We start from the raw sequence: 20,293 nt of genomic DNA, 5'->3' as shown, positions 1-20,293 counted from the left end.
GCTCAATCCCGTCAAAGTGACCCTGCCCAACAACCATAGACACTACCAGGAAAAAGATGCTTGTCTCGGCAATGACATAGCGGTCTAAAAGCCGTTTGGAGAACTGGGAAAGCTCATCACACGATTTTTGCCAGCCAGCTTGGCGCGATAGAGGGCGTCATCCGCTTTTTTGACCAGCTCGAGAGCACTATTGACCTCGCTGGCCGGTTCGCGCACCGCCACCCCGACACTGGTGGTGACGCGTTGCCAGGGAGAGTCTTCGTGCAGAATATCCAGATCCGATATGGCACGGCACAAACTGTCAGCAATCCCCATGGCCGGGTCACGGCTGGTGTCCTGAAGGACGACAATGAACTCCTCGCCACCGTAACGTGCCACTAAATCGTTCCCACGACGCACCTGCTGCTCAAGGGAATGAGCCACATCCTGCAAACACTGATCACCTGCCTGGTGCCCGTAGCGATCATTGAACGCCTTGAAAAAATCGATATCGAGCATGATGACGGTAAGACTCAAGCCATTGCGCAACGCTGTCGACCATTCTCGATCCAGAATTTCCTCGAAGTAACGCCGGTTAGCTAGGCCAGTGAGGCCGTCAGTACGGGATAACTGTCGTAGTCGCTGGTTAGCTTCTTCCAGTTCTTGCGTACGTTCCCTAACTCTCTCTTCCAGCGCTTCACTGATTTCCCGGTACTTGGCCAGAAGACGCTCGGTTTCCGCGTTCTTCTCCCGAAAAACCTCAGACGCCATGGACAGCTCCCGAAGCTCGCGACCCGCTGCCGGAGACGGCACCACTGAAGTCGTTTCACCTCTGGCGAGACGGCGGAAAGTCGCGGCCAGATTTTCGATCGGCGTTGCGATGCTTCGGCCAATGGCGTAAGAAAGACCAATGATCAGCAGCAACATGAACGCACTGCCGGATAGAGCCAATACAAATACCTGGCGTATTGTGCTGGCGACATGTCTCTCGATCTGAGCCATTTCAAGGCGTAACTCCTCGGAAAGCTGATCCGACTGATAGAGAATTTCATAGGTTTCTGCCGCCATGACCACATTGACCAGAAAAAGATAACCCCGTGTACGCTGCACGGCTTCCAGTATGACCTCTTGGTAAGCAAGTACCGACGCGTCCATCCGGCCAAGAAAAGGTAGTGAGGCATCATCCTGGAGTAGCCCTGACAGCTGATTAATTAACTGCAGGGATTGCTGGGCATTGCGTCTGATCTCCCGAATCAGCGAGTTGTCGAGGGAATCGAAATATTGCTGTGTGAGCCGTTCAATTTGCAATGATGAGTTACGCAGGCGCTCCACCAGTGCAACCGACTCCGGGGTCGCCCCCGAAATCGTCGCGGCGAACGCATCTACCAAAGCGCCATGCTCTTCTGCCCGGTTTCGGATCGTTTCGTTGATCAGCCGGCTCTGCTGGTTACGTTGAGTCTTCACCTCTGAAAAAGCCTGTTGGAAACTTTCCAGATGCGTGGCCATAATACCGGCCCGCTCACGAACGGGCTCGCTGGCATCAGCCTCAAGCCTTGAAAGCAGCGCTCTTGCCTGCTCAAAGACCAAACTGGCCTGATCTGCCGAGAAGCTCTCACCCTCCTGAACAAACGCCTCCGACAGTCGCTGGAGATCAATCATTCTGGCGGACAAATCTCGCCCTAATTCTACCCGCTCACTGAACACGGTGAACCGGCGGAAATCCGAATAGATATTGCTGATGGCCAGGCCCATGAAGAGAGCCACGCCCACCCCAATCAGACCAATTACCAGAAATCCGGCAAAGATCCTATTCTTTAGGCGCCACCGGGAAAATCTGATCATGCCAGCAAAAAGTCCTTCCATTTGGTCAGTGTGTATTCATAGGTATCCATGACCGTATTCCAGACCGCGACATTCTCGAATCTTTTGAGGTAACTCCCGCCGCGACGGATCTCTCCTGGCTCCGCCACCATTTTTCCATCGGTTCCGGTCATAGCGTTTTCAGCAGGCTTGCCTTCGTACCAGAAGTCCCACTCTTCGGCACTCATGTGCTGTTTAGCCCGTTGTGGGTTAGAAATATAATAGCCCTGCCTCGCAATAAAAGCGCCGGGCCAGCCCGACAACCACCAGTTCATAAAGGCATAAGCCGCCTCCTTGCGTTCGTCGTCAACCGCTGAAGACAGACACATGACCCCATACCAAGCACGATAGCCTTCCTTAGGCGCAGCATAGACACAAGGAATGCCCATGCCACGCAAACGGGCTGCCGCGGGCGAAAACATGCTCTCAATATCCACATCGCCCCTTGCCATGAGGTCCACAGAATGCGGAACGGACGACCAGAATCCACGAAAATGTCCTTGTCGTTTGTAGTCGATCAATATCTCGAAAAGATGATCAACTTCTCGCCGGCTCATGCGGCCGATGTCGTTAAAACGAATAAGCCCACGCGCTTGAGCGGCCAATGCCAGGTCAAATAGGCCGATACTCGGTGCGTTTATGATGGCGACCCGGCCACGAGACCTGGGATCAAGAAGCCAACCCCAGCTTTCCGTTTCGTAGGGGATGCCTTCATTAATAGCATCTGCGCGGTAACCGAAGGAATCGACATTATGCGTATACGGTAGAAAGCTGATCATGCCGGAGGGTTTGGGCCCCAGCGTCCCGTTAGGTTGGATATGCAGCAAGCGGTGAGGCGCGTCTCCCTGACCGATCTGAGCATCAGGCGAGATTCGCCCCGACTTCGGCAAATCATTAATCTCTTCCCAATAGGTCAGTCGTCGGGTTTCAATCGGCTGGATGGCATTGGCCTGCCAAAGTACCCGAATACTGTTCGACCACTGTTCATAGAGGTCAAAGGCCCCCGGGTCTGTCGCCGCTTTTAGCAAGACTTCGGCACTACCACCCGGGTGAAATTCGATATTAATGCCCAAATCCTGCTCTGCGCGGCGCCGTATAGGCTCCTGCAGGGTGACATGCGTGCCTACTACACGCAGTGTGGGCTTACGGTTGACTGCCTGCACGATGGCCGGGAAAGCCGCTTTACCCAATAGAAGGCCGGCTCCGCCAGCTTTTAACACGTCTTGACGCTTCACCAGGATGATCGGTCCTTGTGGTTAGGAATCCGGAACCTGCCTTAAAACCGCAGGAGTCACACCTTGAGAAGATATTCCTTACTATATTTCAAGGTTTTATCTGTCAATTAATTCCATCACATTAAAAGGACTAAGTCTCCCCCTGCCTGCCCGATTACAAAAGTAATAGTCTCACTCGTATTGCTAAGCGCCGCCAAAGCCGGTGAGCAACCGTGTCGCCGGCTGTTTGCACTTACCGGCTGGCGCACTTCTCTACGATTAAATTTAAAATCAATCAGTTAGATTATTTTAATGGCATACATTTCTTTTCTTATGTGCCATACCGCACCGACCGGATAAATATAACAGCGCTACTGTGTGAGATGTCGTCGACAGGAAGGCTTTTGCCGATGGATCATTCTTCACGCCAGGAGCAAGCACATGGGTTCCACTATCCCCTTTTCACCCACCAATCGACTTCTCGACAGCCTGCCTGAAAAAGAGAAAGAACCTTTTCTCGCTGACTGCGAGACAGTAGAAATGACATTCGGCCAGCTGTTGGCCGAGCCGGGTGACAACATCTCATATGCCGTCTTCCCCCTCGACTGCTTCATTTCCTTGATTGCCACGCTGGCTAGCGGAGACCAACTGGAAGTTTCCATGGCTGGCAAAGAAGGCATGGTGGGCATCCCCTTGGTGCTCGGGGCACAGACAAGCGCGCTACAGATGCTTGTCCAGGGAGCGGGGCCGGCGCTGCGCATATCATCGGCCAGCTTCCAGAATCACCTGGCGCGAAGCCCAATCCTTGAGGGGCTAATGAAGCGCTATCTCAATGTCTTGTTAAACCAGATATCCCAGTCCGCTGCCTGCGCCCACTACCATGCATTAGAAGCGCGTATGGCGCGCTGGTTGTTAATGACCCACGACAGAACCCACGGGGAGCAGTTACATCTTACCCACGAGTTTCTTTCCAGCATGCTAGGCGTGCGTCGTGCGGGCATCACCCTGGCCGCCACGGCGCTTCAGCGGCGCGGTTTGATCAACTATCAACGAGGCAGAATCACCGTGCAGAATCGTGCCGGCCTCGAAGAAGCTTCTTGTCAATGCTACGCCACTGATTGCGATATCTATGACGAGATGCTCGAACAAGTAAGTCGTCGTACATCGATTTCTGAATCATCGCACGCGCAGGACAAGCGCTCCTTCCACTTTGGTTAAAACATAAAAGCACTAGTCCTTCTGCGGCTTTGTCGATAAATTGTGGTTCGACATTCATGAACGCGCTAATGCGTGTTTTTCATAGCGATTCATACAAGCATCATGAAACGGCGATAGCCTTCACTTATCAGAGTAATAAAACTACAAAAACGGGTTTTATTGCCGTAAAGTCTCTCATATCGACGCCAAAAAATGTAAAATAACTACAAAATCCATACACCGTTTCTACCCATGCAGAGGTTCCTATGCCGAGCTCAACATCCGCTACGTTAAATATGACCGTTGCCGAGGTTACCCAGCGCATTCGTGAGCGCTCTGCCGAGCGGCGCGCCCTCTACGAGCAGCGCATGGCTGACCAGCACAAACGCGGCGTGCATCGCGGCGAGCTTAGCTGTGGCAACCTGGCCCACGGCTTTGCGGCCTGCAATCCGCAGGAAAAAGATTCCCTGAAGTTGATGAACAGCGCTAACCTGGGGATCATCTCCGCCTACAACGACATGCTGTCAGCCCACCAACCGTTTGAAACCTTTCCGGAAACCATCAAGGGGGCGGCCCGCGCCATGGGCTCCACCGCCCAGTTTGCCGGTGGCGTGCCCGCCATGTGCGACGGCGTCACCCAGGGCCAGCCGGGCATGGAGCTCTCGCTGTTTTCCCGCGACGTGATTGCCATGGCGGCTGCGGTGGGACTCTCGCACAATATGTTTGATGCTGCGCTTTACCTGGGCGTGTGCGACAAGATTATCCCTGGCCTATTTATTGCTGCCGCGCGCTTTGGCCACCTGCCGGCGATGTTTGTACCGGCCGGCCCGATGCCTAGCGGCTTGCCCAATAAAGAAAAAGCGCGCATTCGTCAGCTTTACGCTGAAGGCAAAGTGGGCCGCGATGCGCTGTTGGAAGCAGAATCCGAGTCGTACCACAGCCCCGGCACCTGCACCTTCTACGGCACCGCCAACTCGAACCAGTTAATGATGGAAGTGATGGGTCTGCACCTGCCCGGCACCTCGTTCGTTAACCCCGGCACTGAAATGCGCGAAGCTCTCACCCGCTACGCGACTGAACAAGCGATTCGCAATACCGAGCCCGGCGGCGAGTACCGCCCCTTCTACAAGCAGATTGACGAGCGCGCCATTGTTAACGCGGTGGTGGGTTTGTTGGCCTCCGGCGGCTCGACCAACCACACGCTACACCTGATTGCCATGGCTGCGGCGGCGGGTATTACGCTCACCTGGGACGACTTCACCGACCTTTCGGCGGTTACGCCCAGCCTGATGCGGGTCTACCCCAACGGCCAGGCGGATATCAACCACTTCCAGGCCTCAGGCGGCATGAGCTTTTTGTTCCGCGAACTGCTGGGCGCTGGCCTTCTGCACGGCGATATTCCCACCGTGTTTGGCACCGACCTAACCGCTTATACCCAGGAGCCCTTCCTGGAAGACGGCAAAGTGGTCTGGCACGATGGCCCCGAGAAAAGCCTCGACGAAGCCGTGTTAAGCACTGTCGCCAACCCCTTCGCGCCGACCGGTGGCCTTACGGTCATGAAAGGCAACCTGGGCCGCGGGGTAATTAAAGTCTCCGCCGTCGCCGAAGAGCACCGCATCGTTGAAGCGCCGGTGAAAATCTTTGAAGACCAGAACGAGATGAAAGCGGCCTTCGAATCCGGCGATTTGGATCGCGATGTGATCGTAGTGGTACGCTTCCAGGGCCCCAAAGCCAATGGCATGCCCGAGCTGCACAAACTGACACCTTTCCTGGGCGTACTACAGGATCGTGGCTTTAAAGTGGCACTGGTTACCGATGGCCGCATGTCGGGTGCCTCGGGCAAAGTGCCCGCCTCTATCCACATGAGCCCCGAAGCTCTGGACGGCGGCCCGCTGGCCAAACTGCACGATGGCGACATCGTGCGCCTGGATGCCAACGCCGGCACGCTCGACGCCAAGGTCGATCCTGCCACCTGGGGCCAGCGTGAACTGGCTATCGGCAACCTTGACCACTACCACGTCGGTCTCGGTCGCGAGCTGTTCTCAGGCTTCCGCCATCTGGCCATGCACGGCGAAGAAGGTGCCGGGGTGTTCGGCGGCTTCGAGGCCGACGACCTGGCCCGCCAGGAAGGACAGATCTTCCAAGAGGATGCCTGATGCGACCGGCCCTGATCGGCGATATCGGCGGGACGAACGCCCGCCTGGCGCTGGTGACGCCAGGCGATATCACCCCGCACGATATTATCAACCTGCCCTGCGCGGACTACCCGGGCGTCATCGAGGCGATCCAGGACTACCTGAGCCGGGTAGGCTCAACGGGCGACAACGCGCCTCGCGAGGCCTGCCTGGCGTTTGCCTGCCCGGTTCACGCCGAGCGGGTCAAGATGACCAACAATCATTGGAATTTCTTGAAAAGCGAGGTTCGCGACACCCTCAAGCTTTCGCTGTTCAAGGTCGTCAACGACTTCACCGCCCAGGCACTGGGGGTTCCTCACGTCACCGCTGATGATCTGGTCGAAGTACAGCCCGGCGAGGGCCAGACCCATTCCACGCGGCTGGTCATTGGCCCCGGTACGGGGCTTGGCGTGGCCGGGGTATTTCCCGGCCAGCACGCCTGGATTCCGCTACCCACCGAAGGCGGCCATGTCACCTTCGCGCCCACCGACGACAGCGAGCGTGCGCTGCTGGACGTCTTTTTACAGCGCCACAAGCGGGTCAGCGTCGAACGCATCCTGTGCGGCCAGGGGCTTTTAGAGCTGTATCAGGCGCACTGCGTGCTCGACGATCAGGCACCGCGCTGCACGACGCCAGCGGAGGTCACCCAGGCCGCCAACGACGGTGACCCTATTGCCAGCGCCACGCTGCTGCGGTTTTTGAAAATCCTCGGCGATGTGTGCGGCGATGCCACGCTAACCATGGGCGCCCGCGGCGGGGTTTATCTGTGCGGCGGTATTTTGCCGCGCCTGCTGGATTGGCTGCCAAAAAGCCAGCTGCGCGACAGCTTTATCAACAAGGGTCGCATGGGCGCCTACAACGCCGAAATTCCTGTGTGGGTGGTGACCCACCCGTGGACGGGGCTGCTGGGCGCCGCCGAGGCGCTGCATAACGAAGAAGTGTTCTAAGCCAACCGACAGGGATCTCCTATGCCCGCGTTAACGTTCGACGTGCCGTTTGTACTGGGCATGATGCGCCTGCACGAAACCCCAGCGATGCACCAACCCGATCACCTAGCCGACTGGATCGAGGCACGCCTTGAGCAGGGACTCCACTGGTTTGACCATGCCGATATTTACGGCAGCGGTTCCGGCGAAACGCTCTTCGGCCAGGCGCTACGCGCTCGCCCAGCGCTTGCCAAACGGCTTAACGTGGTCACCAAAGCGGGCATTGCCAACGATAACCCGGCGCCGGGGAGCGGCAAGGTCAAGCAATACAACGCCAGCCCGGCGTACCTGGGCCGCGCCATCGACGCGGCGCTGGCCCGTCTGGGTATTGAGCATATCGATCACTTTCTGATTCACCGCCCTGACCTGCTGATGAACGCCGAGGCCACCGGCCGCGCCCTGGATGACGCGGTCGAGGCCGGCAAGATTGGCGCGGCGGGGGTTTCCAACCACCTGCCCAGCCAATGGCGCCGCCTGCAAAACGCCATGCATCAGCCGCTGCGCGCCAACCAGATCGAACTATCCATCGCCCACAGCACGCCGCTGTTCGATGGCAGCTTCGACGATCTATGCTTAGACAACCATGCGCCGATGGCGTGGTCTCCGCTCGCGGGCGGCAAGCTGTTCGAGGGTAACGTCAATCACACCCTCGGGCGGCTCGCCGAGGAACACGCTAGCAGCCCAGGCGCTCTGGCGCTTTCCTGGCTGCGCAGCCTGCCCCATCGGCCCGTGCCCGTGGTCGGCAGCGTGAAACCCGAGCGCATTGCGGATATGCTCAAAGGCCCCGCCACGCTCCCCCGGGAAGCCTGGTATGAATTGCTGGAAGCCGCCCGCGGCCACTGCGTCGCATAATCGCTTTTCAGACATCAGATCAATAATCACAAGGAATCGATGATGACGCCGATAATTGCATTTGGTGAAGCCCTGGTCGATATGCTGTCAAGCCGCCTGGGTGACGATTCAGGTCCCGAGACGTTTACACCCTATGCAGGCGGCGCACCCGCCAACGTGGCCGTTGCCTGCGCGCGGCTGGGCGTGCCCAGCCAGTTTTTAGGCATGCTGGGTGACGATACCTTTGGGCATTTCATCATCCGTGAGCTCCAACACCACGGCGTGGATACCCAAGGTGTGGTGCTTACCCAAGAAGCGCGCACGGCACTGGCGTTTGTCTCCCGAGACAGCGCGGGCGAACGTACCTTTGATTTTTACCGCCCACCCGCCGCAGACCTGCTGTATCGCCTTGAGCATTTACCCCAGGGCGTGTTCGAGACCCCAGCCATTCTGCACCTGTGCAGCAATAGCCTAACCGACCCAGAGATTGCCGACGTTACCCTGGCGATGGCCGCCATGGCCAAGCGCGCAGGCTGTTTGATCAGCGTCGATGCCAACCTGCGCCACAACCTATGGCCTGGCGGCGAAGCTGAGGCCAGCCTGGTCACGCAACTGCTGGACGGCGCTGAACTGCTCAAGCTCTCCCAGGAAGAACTCGACTACTTACGCGCCGATCACCCTGCAGAATCGTGGCTTTCAGAACGGCTGGCGGCGGGGGTTAAGGTGATTTTGATTACCGACGGCCCCAATGATGTCGTACTCAAAGGCGTCGGCATCGACCAGCGCATTGCGCCACCCAAAGTGGAAGCGGTCGATACCACCGCTGGCGGCGATGCCTTTATTGGTGGGCTGTTGGCTGAGCTCTCGGCCCATGGCATCAATGAACACTGGCAGAGCGATGAAGGTTTTCTACACCGCGCGGTGGATACCGCCTGCCGCTGCGGCGCCCATGCGGTTACTCGGCCGGGTGCTTATGCAGCGCTGCCGACCCATAAGGATATTGAGGCGATTCGGAACCCTTAATACTTGTGGTGTCAGAAAGCTTGGATGGCTTGATCAACGAACTCGGTGACCGCCAAAGCGGTCACCGAGTGTTGTGAGATAAGTTTTGTGGCATAGCCTTACTAGCTGGTCATACCAATTACCGCGATTTGACTATTATTGCATTGCTGCGTAGTTTTCAGCAGCGGCTTCCAGCACTTCCCTTGCCGATTCTGCATCGTCAAATCCCAGCCCTTCCATACCGCCATCTGGCCCTTTGTAATTGGCAAACCATAGATCAATGATCTGACTGACGCCTGGGTACTCGCTATCCAACTGGGCCATGCTTTCAATGTGGGCAAAAGGTGAATCCTGGGTGAGAACGGCAATGAGCTTGTCATCTTGCTCGCCGCCATCCAGCATTTTCAGAACACCGATAACGTTCACGTCGACAATTTCACCGCGAGGAACCGCCTGGCCCAACACAATCACATCCAGCGGGTCGCCATCACCGCCGAGTTCTTTTGGCAGTGCCGTCCCCGGAATAGCGCCGTAATTACCAGGGTAACCCAAGTAATTCACAACGCGTGGTTCACCGTCTTTATATTCCCAATAAACCGCTTTAGGGTCATCTTTACTGACTTCCCATTTCGCCGATGTGCCGGTGGGTATTTCAACGATGGCTCTTACCGCCCCATCTGGCTTTATTGCCTCCAAAGACATCAAGCCTTCATCGCCAACAATAGTGAACTCATCAGTGACGTTCATGTTTTGGGCAATGGGGGTGGTGTCAGAAAATGCCAACCCTCCTAAAGACTCCGCTTGAGCCGTGGATACCAACGCTGACATGCACGCGACAGAAGTGAGTAATAGTTTTTTCTGCATGATGCTCTCCTTTAGTTGTCCAGCTACGTTAGCGAGGGGAAATGACGGCATCATGACAGACTTAAATTGGTATTTTTTTACCGAATACTGAGAGGGTGTTTACAAAAAAGGCAAGTCCCTTTTGGGTCTTGTATTGAACTTTATCGCGCTTCAAGGCGGCGGCAAGGCGATAAAAAGCCCCAGCTATGTTTTAGAACCATAACCTGGGGCTACTTTTTAACTTAGCACTGGGGCCTATTTAGTGATGAAAACGCTCGGCGGCCTGGCGTGCCAGCTCACGAATACCATCCCAATCTTCCGCTTCCACCATTGCTTTGGGCGTTAGCCAAGAGCCGCCAACGCACATCACGTTGGGCAGTGAAAGATAGTCTTCGGCGTTGTCGACGGTGATACCCCCCGTAGGACAGAAACGCGCTTCTGGAATAGGTGCGCCAAACGCTTTGAGCGCCTTCGCCCCGCCGCTGGATTCCGCCGGGAAGAACTTAAACCGACGGTAGCCATACTGCCAACCGGTCATCAGTTCAGAAATAGTCGACACACCCGGTAACATCGGCACCGGGCTTTCCACACCGTAACGGTACAATGCCTCGGTCGCGCCCGGCGTCACCACAAAATCCGCGCCTACCTGCTCTGCCTGGCGATACTGCGCCGGGGTCAGCACGGTACCTACCCCGATGCTCGCCCCCGGCAGCGCGTCTTTCATGCGCTTGATGGCTTCCAGCGCACAATCGGTGCGCAGGGTAATTTCCAGCACGGTCAAACCACCCTCAACTAAGGCACGGCCAAGCGGCACGGCATCTTCCAGGCGGTCAATGGTGATCACCGGAATCACTTCGGCTTTTAGGCAGATGCTGTCAAGCTCGGCGGTGCGCGTTGAGGGTAGCTGTTTATTAATGGTCATCAAGGAGTCTCCAGGCAATTTTTATTGGCGAAGTAACGCGATCTAGGGCGCCCAATAGATCGCCAGGGGGCAAGATAAAAATGCGCGTATTGGTAACTTGCGTACGTCATCGCCGCTCATGGCGTGGGCCAGCACATTACGCTTATCGTCGCCGGTGATATGTAAGATATGCCGATGGGCCTGGTGCAAACGATCAGCAGAAAACGTTATACGCGGCTGCGGCTGGCTGGGCGTGCGAACGGCCACCAGCGGTTCGTCGGTGGCAAGCGCTAAGCTGAGCTCGCGGCTATCGGGAAATAGTGACGCGGTGTGACCATCGCCGCCCATGCCCAAGATCACAACACTGGCAGGCCATGGAAGCTCTGCCGTGCGTTTAGCGACGTCTTCAACGCCTTCTTCCGGTGTCGCAGCATCAGAGGTTAACGCAACAAAGTTGGCCTCGGCCGCCGGGCCCTGTAACAAGTTTTCCCACACTAACTTCGCATTGCTGTCGCTGCTTTGCTCATCGACCCAGCGCTCATCGGCCAGGGTGATATCAATCCGTGCCCAGGGCAGTTGCTTGGCTGCCAAGGCTTTAAAGAAAGGCACCGGCGTGGAGCCGCCTGAAACGACTAACAACGCGCGCTCTTGGCGATTTAGGTCCTCGCTCAACGCTTGAAAGACCGCTTCGGCCAGCTGTTCTGCCAGCGCTTGTCTCGCTTCGCTCATGTTAATAATCCTCATACCAGCTACGGCCATCTTGGGTAATCATGGCAATAGAAGCGACCGGCCCCCAAGAGCCTGCGGGATAACGCCGCGGCGGTGTTTCACGGGCTTTCCAGCCGTCAATCAGCTGATCGCACCAGCGCCAAGCGTGCTCTACCTCGTCACGGCGCACAAACAGATACTGCTGGCCTTTCATAACTTCCAGCAGCAAGCGCTCGTAGGCATCCGGAATACGTGATTTTGGAAAGGCATTATTGAAATCCAGATGCAGCGGGCCGGGGCGCAAACGCATGCCTTTGTCCAGACCGCTATCCTTGGTCAAGACCTGCAAGGCAATGCCCTCTTCCGGCTGCAAACGAATGATCAGCTTATTAGAAGCAATATTGCGCTGGTCGGGGTCGAAAATATAGTGCGGCTGTTGGCGGAAATGAATCACGATCTGTGACAGTTTTTCCGGCATCCGCTTACCCGTGCGCAGGTAGAACGGCACACCCGCCCAGCGCCAGTTAGCCACTTCGGTTTTCATGGCCACAAAGGTTTCGGTCTGGCTATCGGTATTCGCGCCTTCTTCTTCCAAGTAGCCCGGCACGGGTTGGCCTTCGGTGTTACCCGCGATATATTGACCGCGCACTACGTCACGGCCGAGCGCTTCGCCCGTAAAAGGCTTAAGGGCTTTAAGGACCTTGACCTTCTCATCGCGAATGGCGTCGGCATCCAGGTTCGAGGGCGGGTCCATGGCGATAAGACACAGTAGCTGAAGCAAGTGGTTTTGCACCATGTCGCGCAGCTGGCCCGCTTTATCGAAGTAGCCCCAGCGCCCTTCGATACCGACTTTTTCAGCCACGGTAATCTCAACGTGGGAGATATGGTTTTGATTCCACTGGGTACCAAACAACGGGTTGGCGAAGCGCAGAGCAATCAGGTTTTGTACCGTCTCTTTACCCAGATAGTGGTCGATACGGTAGATGCGGGACTCGGGGAATACGGAACCGATGGCATCGTTAATCTCTTCGGACGACGCCAAGTCTGAGCCAATCGGCTTTTCGACAACAACGCGCGTTTGCTCGTCTAAGCTGCCGCTCGCTTGTAAATTGCGGCAAATATCGCCATAAATCACCGCAGCGACGGAAAGATATACGACCATTGGGCGCTCAGAGCCTTCACGCCACTGGCGTATTTGCTCAAAACCTTCCGCTTGTTTGAAATCCAGCTTTAAGTAGTCGATACGATTGAGAAAGCGCGTGATACTTTCTTTATCCTGCTCTTCCTTTTTCAACCGTTTTTGCAGCGCGGTGCTGACCAACTTACGAAATTCAGCCGTATCGTGCTCCTGACGTGCCAGCCCCACGATCCGTGTGTTTTCAGGCATTAAACCTTCACGGTCAAGATGATAAAGCGCAGGAAATAGCTTGCGCATGGCAAGATCGCCAAGCGCTCCAAAAAGCGCTAAATCAATCGCGTGATTGGGATCGCCCAACGGGGCAGCTTGTGAAGCGGGTGACAGGCTCATCTCAGCTCCTATTGTAGTTAGATTACCTAAAATCTATCTGAAAAAGGACATTATACGCAATATTACGTGTAATTTTACTACAAAAATACCTCTGACGTTATTGGTATCGGTGTGCCGAGGGTAAGCACGATTAAAGTATTCACTATGATGGCAATACATCAACCAGGGTTTACGCCTTTATTAACCGACAGCCTACTTCCTAGGGCGACAATGCTTGCCCTGGCTTTCTATGACAAAAGCCGCTAACAAAAAAAGCCCGCGAGGCATCGCGGGCAAGCAGAAACGCAGAAACAGCAAGCGGCCTGGTCCTTAAGCAGGCCTTTCAGCTTAGAACCACACTTCGCTTTGTACCCCGAAGGTCCACTGGCTGCCGGTAAACTCATCGGCGCCGAAAGAATCGGTGGCCGAGTAATCGTTCAGCTCGTCATCCCAATCGCTCCAGCTGGCAAACAGGCGGATTTCAGGACGCTGCCAGAAACCACCAACCTCCGGCTTGAAAGTAGGCGCGATAGTAAACTTTGTATAGTCGCCGTCTACCTCGTTGCGGTCGGAATAGCCCTGAGGATCAATATCGATCATCTGATAGCTGGCTTCGTATTGCATCTCAAAGTTTTCCGTCAGTTCGTTGGCTAAACGAACGTTAAGCGTTGCCCAGTCGTATTGATCACCCGAGGCGAAGCGGTCTTCGCTGGTTTCCGCCAATACAGCAGGTGCCACACGCCACTTGGGAGCGATATAGGTCGTACCGTAAAGCGCTAGACGTGTTGAAGTGGCGTCGTCGGTCAGATTACCGTTGGCGCCGATGTTCTTGGTCTCGGCACCCAGGCCCTGGCCGTGCAGCACCGCCGCTTTATAGCTGCCCTCACCCATGCCGAAGAAGCTGCCGCCGTGGTAGGCCACCATGGTATGGAAACCATTATCAGCCCCTGCTTCTCCTGTCCGTACTACATCATCATTATCATCCAGAACCAAATCATTGACCCTGTCATCATTATCGGCGGCGGACATGCCGTTCACCATCCACTGCCAGTTACCGAAGTAATTGTTGGAGGTGAGGATCAAGTTATCGGTATCGCCTTCAAGGCCTGGGTCTTCGCTGCTAACAACGTCAAAGTCGGCGAAACTACGCCCGTAGATAGAAAGGTTAGATTTCCAGTTGTCGGCCAGCTGCATATCGTAGATACCACCGCCGGTACCGGCGAGGAAGACCACATCGCTGTCCAACCAGTGGATATCAAAGTTGTCGCGGTCAAAGCGCTTACCGGCCCAGATAGAGGCGTTTTCAAACGCGCCGGTAAAGCTCGGTAGGTCGCTGAATTCAGCAAACACCTGACGGACGTTAATATCAGACTCGCCGCCGGTCCAGTCGTTGCTCGAGGTGGTGCCATCGGCAATCATGGTGCGGTACAGCGCCTTGGCGCCGTTATCAAAGCGCATGCGGTAGTTAAGAATCGCTTCGGCGTAGGTGTCCGGCTCGTTACCCAAACGACCCACGGCACCGCCTTCCGGTCCGGCAGGCGTCACGTAGGGGCCGCCTTCGGCGCTTTTACCGTCTTCACCGATCAACAGACCTGAACGCGCATAGACGTTGAACGAGAAACCTTCTTCGCCGTCGGCATAGCGCTCGACGCGGGCCAGACGCTCTTCGATCTCGGCATCGCTTTCAATATCGGCGGTGGCGTTACGCTGCTGCTCGGCCTGTGCAGCACGTTGTTCAGCGGCCTCGGCGCGCTGCTCGGCCGCTACAATCCGCGCCTCGAGCTCGGCAAGCCGCTCTTCCATGGTCGCATCCGCCATGGCCGCACCGCTTGCGCCCAGGCTGGCGGCGGCAATGGCAATCGCCAGCGGTGTCTTGAAAGTCATTTTATCCATTGTTGTAAACCCTGTTGTTGTTAGACGCCCTGCTATCACTGCCGTCGAGTCGGTATGCATGAAAGCGGTAGCGCTTGAATCGATTATTGTTGAACGTGCTCATTCCGCAGTTTGGTAAAGCAACCAACATTGCTTACCTGATTAGCGGAATAGGCAAAACTTAATCGATTAAGGGTAAGTAAACCAACCAACAATCACTAATTATCGACCATTGTCTAAACTCCAAGCGTGGCGCTGGCAAAAACCGAATCAATAATTAGACAAAAGTCGCTATTGAACTTGTCGGCCAGAGGCGGCTAACTGAGCGCACGAACTTAATCGTTTAAGTGAGCGTTTTTTCCGCCCTTCAACGATGCTTGCCCCGACAACAACAACCATCGAGGAATCACCATGAAAAAGACACTGTTGACAACTGCCATCGCCCTCGCCAGCGCTGCCGGTGGCATAAGCCAAGCCCAAGCGGCTGAATTAACCATTTCATGCGGTGCCGTGGGTGCCGAGCTAACGCTTTGCGAAGAAGGTGTCGCCGCCTGGGAGGACAAAACCGGCCACGACGTCGATGTGGTGTCGACACCTAATTCGTCCACCGAGCGGCTCTCGCTCTACCAGCAAATTTTGTCTGCCAACTCAGGCGATATCGACGTCATGCAAATTGACGTCGTCTGGCCGGGGCTTCTCGCCAATCACCTACTCGACCTGCGTGAAGTGCTGGGGGAAGACGTCGCCGAGGGCCATTTCGAGACCATCGTGACCAACAACACTATCGACGACCGCCTGGTGGCCATGCCGTGGTTTACCGACGCGGGCGTGCTGTATTACCGCGAAGACCTGCTCGAAAAACACGGCTTTGACGTGCCGACCACCTGGCAAGAACTGACCGAGACCGCCCGGAAGATCAAACAGGCCGAGCGCGACGCAGGTAACGATCGCATGCAAGGTTATGTCTTCCAGGGGCGTGCCTACGAAGGCTTGACGGTAAATGCCCTCGAATGGGTGGCGAGCCACGGTGGCGGCAATATCGTCGAGGCTAACGGCGAAATCACCATTAACAACGAACAGGCTGCCGAAGCGCTTGACCTAGCCGCCTCGTGGATTGGCGATATATCACCCAAAGGCGTGCTGAACTATACCGAGGAAGAAGCACGCGGCGTTTTCCAAGGCGGTAACGCGGTCTTCATGCGCAACTGGCCTTACGCCTGGGCGCTGGCACAGAGCGACAACAGCGATGTCCGCGACAAAGTCGGCGTGACTCAGTTGCCGGCGGGCGGTGACGAAGGACAAAGCGCCGCCGGGCTAGGGGGCTGGAACTTGGCCGTATCACGCTATAGCGAAAACCCTGAACTGGCGGCTGACCTGGTGGCCTTCCTCACCGGCGAAGAAGAGCAAAAGCGTCGCGCGATTGAGGCCTCTTACAATCCCACCATCGACTCGCTCTACCAGGATGAAGAGGTGTTAGACGCCGTACCGTTCTTCGGCACGCTTTATGACACCTTCACCAACGCGGTGGCACGCCCCTCTGCGCCGACCGGCGATGCCTATGGCCGGGTAAGCAACGCCTTCTTCAGCGCCACCCACGATGTGCTGTCGGGCACCCTAGAGGGCGCGCAGGCTGTTGAAGACCTTGAAAACGAGCTTATTCGTTTGAAGCGTCGTAACTGGTAACACTGGAGAGTTTCATGACGACTTCCTCTCACCACAGCGCGCCCGAAGGGGCGCGTGCCAACCCTTTACCGGCGCGACGCTCTCGCGGCACCAAGGTGCGTCGCCAACGGGTCAAAGCGGCTTGGTTGTTTTTAGCCCCTATGCTGGTCGCACTGACGTTAGTGGCCGGTTGGCCTTTATTTCGAACGTTTTTTTTAAGTTTTACCGATGCTTCGCTGTCCGATCTGGGAGCGGCGAATTTCATCGGCTTCGAAAATTACCTTGTTCAGGAGAACGGCCGCTGGTTCGGCATCATGGCCGACCCCACCTGGTGGCAATCAGTCTGGAACACCGTGTATTTCTCGGTGGTATCGGTATCGCTTGAGGTGATTTTCGGGGTGATCGTGGCGCTGATTCTTAACGCGGAATTTAAAGGCCGCACGATTGTCCGCGCAGCGGTGCTGATTCCCTGGGCCATACCCACTATTGTTTCGGCGCAGATGTGGGCGTGGATGCTCAACGACCAGTTCGGCATTATCAACCACATGCTGATGGGGATCGGGGTGATCGACAATCCCATTGCCTGGACCGCCAGCGCCACCTATTCAATGTGGGCGGTCATAATGGTCGACGTGTGGAAGACCATTCCCTTTGTCGCGCTACTGGTACTCGCCGCCCTACAAATGCTGCCCAAGGATTGCTATGAAGCCGCTGAGGTCGACGGCATTCACCCGGTGCGGGTGTTTTTCAAAGTAACCCTGCCGCTGATCACTCCCGCCCTCTTGGTCGCGGTAATTTTCCGCCTGCTCGATGCGCTGCGCGTCTTCGATGTTATCTACGTATTGACCTCAAACTCCACCAGCACGATGTCGATGTCGGTATACGCGCGCCAGCAACTTGTTGAATTCCAGGACGTTGGCTATGGCAGCGCAGCCTCCACCCTACTCTTTTTGATTATTGCCTTGGCGACGGTTGCCTACCTTTACGTCGGGCGCAAGCAGCTTCAATTGGGAGGTGACGCATGACCGCACGTCAGTTAAGCAAAATAGCCAAGCGGGTAGGCTTCTGGGCGCTAATCGTGTTGATCATGGTATACGCGGTGTTCCCGTTTTATTACGCCGTCATCACCTCGCTCAAGCCTTCCAGTGACCTATTCCGCGTGGAGCTATGGCCGTCTACTTGGGATTTGAGCAACTACGCGCAGATTTTGACCCAGGCAAGCTTCTTGCGGGCAATCTTCAACTCCATTGTGGTCGCGGTTAGCGTGGTGTTCATCGCTCTACTGTTGGGCATTACCGCGTCTTACGCCCTGGGGCGCGTGCGCTTTCGTGGCCGCTCGACGGTGTTACTGGTAATTCTTGGGGTGTCGATGTTCCCCCAGGTAGCGGTGCTTTCAGGTCTGTTTGAGGTCATTCGCACGCTAAACCTTTACAACAACCCGGCCGGACTGATTTTAAGCTACACCATCTTCACGCTGCCTTTCACGGTGTGGGTTTTGACCACCTTTATGAAGCAGTTGCCGATGGAGCTTGAAGAAGCCGCGATCATGGACGGCGCCACACCCTGGGTGACGATCACCAAAGTATTTCTCCCGCTCATGTGGCCTGCCATGGCCACCACCGGGTTGCTCGCCTTTATCGCTGCGTGGAACGAATTTTTGTTCGCGCTCACGTTTACGCTCACCGATGCCCAGCGCACCGTACCGGTAGCTATCGCGCTGTTATCGGGTGGTAGCGCCTACGAGCTTCCTTGGGGGCCGATCATGGCCGCGTCGGTCATCGTCACCGTTCCCCTTGTGGTGCTGGTGATTATCTTCCAACGCCGCATCGTTTCTGGACTGACCGCCGGCGCGGTTAAAGGCTGAGGACTTTTAAATGTTATCAACGGACTTAACTATGCACGACACGAAAGCTTGGTGGCGCGGCGGCGTTATCTATCAAATCTACCCGCGCAGCTTTATGGATAGCCGCGGTGACGGCGTCGGCGATTTACGCGGCATTACCGAAAAGCTTGACTACGTAGCCTCGCTCAACGTCGACGGCATCTGGCTATCGCCGTTTTTCACCTCGCCAATGCTCGATTTCGGCTACGACATTAGCGACTACTGCGATGTCGACCCGATGTTCGGCACTTTGGACGACTTCAAAACGCTCCTTGCGCAGGCCCACCAGCTCGGTTTGAAAGTGATGATCGACCAGGTGATCAGCCACACCTCGGATCAGCACCCCTGGTTTCAGGAAAGCCGCCAGAGCCGCACTAACCCCAAGGCCGACTGGTTTGTATGGGCCGACCCCAAGCCCGATGGCACGCCGCCTAATAACTGGCTGTCGATCTTTGGGGGGCCAGCGTGGACCTTTGAACCCCGCCGCAAGCAGTACTATATGCATAATTTCCTAACCAGCCAGCCGGATATTAACTTCCACCACCCGGAGGCTCGTCAGGCCCAACTGGACAACATGCGCTTCTGGCTCGACTTGGGCGTCGACGGTTTCCGCCTTGATACCGTCAATTTCTACTTCCACGATGCCGAGCTGCGCGATAACCCGCCGGTGCCCAAAGGCGAAGCCAAAACCCTGGGCGCGCCAGATAGCAATCCCTATACCTGGCAGCGCCACGTCTACGACCTTAGCCGCCCGGAAAATCTCGACTTCCTGAAAGACCTGCGCGCGCTAATGGACGAATACCCAGGAACCACCACGGTGGGTGAAATTGGCGATGACAACCCGCTAGCGCGTATGGCCGAGTACACCGCCGGTGGCGACAAACTGCACATGGCTTACACCTTCGACCTGCTGAACAAGCCGCACTCCGCTGCTTATTTGCGCGAGGTAATTGAGCGCTTCCAGCGGCTGGCAGGAGATGCGTGGCCATGCTGGGCCACTTCGAATCATGATGTCGAACGCAGTGCTTCGCGCTGGGGGGCAGACGAAGATCCCAATGCTTATCCGAAAATCGCCCTAGCCATGCTGCTATCGCTGCGGGGTAGTGTCTGCCTGTATCAAGGCGAAGAGCTGGGCCTGCCGGAAGCCGACGTGCCGTTTGAACGCATCCAAGACCCTTATGGCAAAGTCCTGTGGCCGGAATTCAAAGGCCGCGACGGCTGCCGCACGCCAATGCCCTGGAACGACAGCGAACATGGCGGTTTTTCCAGCGTTGAGCCTTGGTTACCCATGGAAGCCAGTCACCGCGACCTAGCGGTAAGCCGCCAGCAGGATGATGCCAACTCAACCTTAAATGCACTGCGCAACATGCTGACCTTCCGTCGCCAGCACCCCGCGCTGTTCGATGGCGACTTAACGCTAGTGGATGTGGGCGACGACCTGCTCGGCTTTACCCGTCAGCACGATGAGGAAACGTTGCTCTGTGTGTTCAACCTGACCGACGAGCAACATCAGGTGGCGCTACCGGTGCCGGTCAACAGCGACCTGGACGGCCATGGCTTTACGTTTCAGCGCGATGGCGACAGCTTAATGCTCCCAGCCTATCAAGCGGCTTTTATGCGCGTTGCCTAAGCATTTAGGGGCATCGTTTTAATACAACAACAGGCCGGTCCAGAG

16 protein-coding genes are annotated in these 20,293 nt (G+C 56.3%); 9 read left to right on the top strand and 7 right to left on the bottom strand.

Going from position 1 to position 20,293, the window contains the following annotated elements:
* Window positions 1–84: 84 nt before the first annotated feature.
* Window positions 85–1,821, bottom strand: a complete 1,737-nt coding sequence (locus HZS81_RS04945) for a GGDEF domain-containing protein (protein WP_179929416.1) — start codon at window positions 1,819–1,821, stop codon at window positions 85–87.
* Complete coding sequence (locus HZS81_RS04940; protein ID WP_338401811.1) at window positions 1,818–3,074, bottom strand: ABC transporter substrate-binding protein; 1,257 nt, start codon at window positions 3,072–3,074, stop codon at window positions 1,818–1,820. Before HZS81_RS04940 ends, HZS81_RS04945 begins: the two co-directional genes overlap by 4 nt.
* A gap of 420 nt (window positions 3,075–3,494) precedes the next feature.
* Between HZS81_RS04940 and HZS81_RS04935 the strand changes: the two genes are divergently transcribed.
* From HZS81_RS04935 to HZS81_RS04915, 5 genes are all read left to right on the top strand, one after another.
* Window positions 3,495–4,271, top strand: a complete 777-nt coding sequence (locus tag HZS81_RS04935) for a Crp/Fnr family transcriptional regulator (protein WP_179929415.1) — start codon at window positions 3,495–3,497, stop codon at window positions 4,269–4,271.
* Window positions 4,272–4,516: 245 nt separating this feature from the next.
* Window positions 4,517–6,406: a phosphogluconate dehydratase gene (gene edd / locus HZS81_RS04930; protein ID WP_179929414.1), complete on the top strand. Its 1,890-nt coding sequence runs from the start codon at window positions 4,517–4,519 to the stop codon at window positions 6,404–6,406.
* Window positions 6,406–7,371, top strand: coding sequence for a glucokinase (glk, locus tag HZS81_RS04925; RefSeq protein ID WP_179929413.1), 966 nt, complete (start codon window positions 6,406–6,408; stop codon window positions 7,369–7,371). Before edd ends, glk begins: the two co-directional genes overlap by 1 nt.
* Before the next feature lie 21 nt (window positions 7,372–7,392).
* Window positions 7,393–8,262 (top strand): aldo/keto reductase, encoded by an 870-nt coding sequence (locus HZS81_RS04920; protein WP_179929412.1) that lies wholly within the window; start codon window positions 7,393–7,395, stop codon window positions 8,260–8,262.
* A gap of 42 nt (window positions 8,263–8,304) precedes the next feature.
* Window positions 8,305–9,264 (top strand): carbohydrate kinase family protein, encoded by a 960-nt coding sequence (locus HZS81_RS04915; protein ID WP_179929482.1) that lies wholly within the window; start codon window positions 8,305–8,307, stop codon window positions 9,262–9,264.
* A gap of 135 nt (window positions 9,265–9,399) precedes the next feature.
* Here the strand turns inward: HZS81_RS04915 and HZS81_RS04910 are convergent, their stop codons facing one another.
* The 5 genes from HZS81_RS04910 to HZS81_RS04890 form a co-directional block, all read right to left on the bottom strand.
* The gene (locus HZS81_RS04910; RefSeq protein WP_179929411.1) at window positions 9,400–10,107 is read right to left on the bottom strand and encodes an inorganic diphosphatase; all 708 of its coding nucleotides are present in this window, start codon (window positions 10,105–10,107) and stop codon (window positions 9,400–9,402) included.
* 238 nt (window positions 10,108–10,345) lie between these two features.
* Complete coding sequence (locus HZS81_RS04905; RefSeq protein WP_179929410.1) at window positions 10,346–11,008, bottom strand: bifunctional 4-hydroxy-2-oxoglutarate aldolase/2-dehydro-3-deoxy-phosphogluconate aldolase; 663 nt, start codon at window positions 11,006–11,008, stop codon at window positions 10,346–10,348.
* Between the two features lie 42 nt (window positions 11,009–11,050).
* On the bottom strand, window positions 11,051–11,716 hold the full coding sequence (gene pgl, locus HZS81_RS04900) for a 6-phosphogluconolactonase (RefSeq protein WP_179929409.1): 666 nt from the start codon (window positions 11,714–11,716) through the stop codon (window positions 11,051–11,053).
* A gap of 1 nt (window position 11,717) precedes the next feature.
* Complete coding sequence (gene zwf / locus HZS81_RS04895; RefSeq protein WP_179929408.1) at window positions 11,718–13,223, bottom strand: glucose-6-phosphate dehydrogenase; 1,506 nt, start codon at window positions 13,221–13,223, stop codon at window positions 11,718–11,720.
* Window positions 13,224–13,550: 327 nt separating this feature from the next.
* Window positions 13,551–15,095, bottom strand: a complete 1,545-nt coding sequence (locus tag HZS81_RS04890; RefSeq protein WP_179929407.1) for a carbohydrate porin — start codon at window positions 15,093–15,095, stop codon at window positions 13,551–13,553.
* Window positions 15,096–15,485: 390 nt separating this feature from the next.
* Here HZS81_RS04890 and HZS81_RS04885 point away from each other — a divergent pair, with 390 nt between their 5' ends.
* From HZS81_RS04885 to HZS81_RS04870, 4 genes are read left to right on the top strand one after another with little or no spacing between them, the layout of a single operon-like run.
* Window positions 15,486–16,757, top strand: coding sequence for an ABC transporter substrate-binding protein (locus HZS81_RS04885; RefSeq protein ID WP_179929406.1), 1,272 nt, complete (start codon window positions 15,486–15,488; stop codon window positions 16,755–16,757).
* Window positions 16,758–16,771: 14 nt separating this feature from the next.
* The gene (locus HZS81_RS04880; protein ID WP_179929405.1) at window positions 16,772–17,761 is read left to right on the top strand and encodes a carbohydrate ABC transporter permease; all 990 of its coding nucleotides are present in this window, start codon (window positions 16,772–16,774) and stop codon (window positions 17,759–17,761) included.
* Entirely contained in the window at window positions 17,758–18,600 is an 843-nt protein-coding gene (locus HZS81_RS04875) for a carbohydrate ABC transporter permease (RefSeq protein ID WP_089707238.1), read from the top strand. The genes HZS81_RS04880 and HZS81_RS04875 overlap by 4 nt, the downstream gene beginning before the upstream one ends.
* Before the next feature lie 31 nt (window positions 18,601–18,631).
* A complete protein-coding gene (locus tag HZS81_RS04870) occupies window positions 18,632–20,248 on the top strand; it encodes an alpha-glucosidase family protein (protein ID WP_179929404.1) in 1,617 nt (538 codons plus the stop codon).
* Window positions 20,249–20,293: the final 45 nt, after the last annotated feature.

It is taken from the genome of Vreelandella salicampi, from assembly GCF_013415105.1.
GTDB lineage: Bacteria > Pseudomonadota > Gammaproteobacteria > Pseudomonadales > Halomonadaceae > Vreelandella > Vreelandella salicampi.
This window is presented reverse-complemented; position numbering and strand designations above follow the sequence as displayed.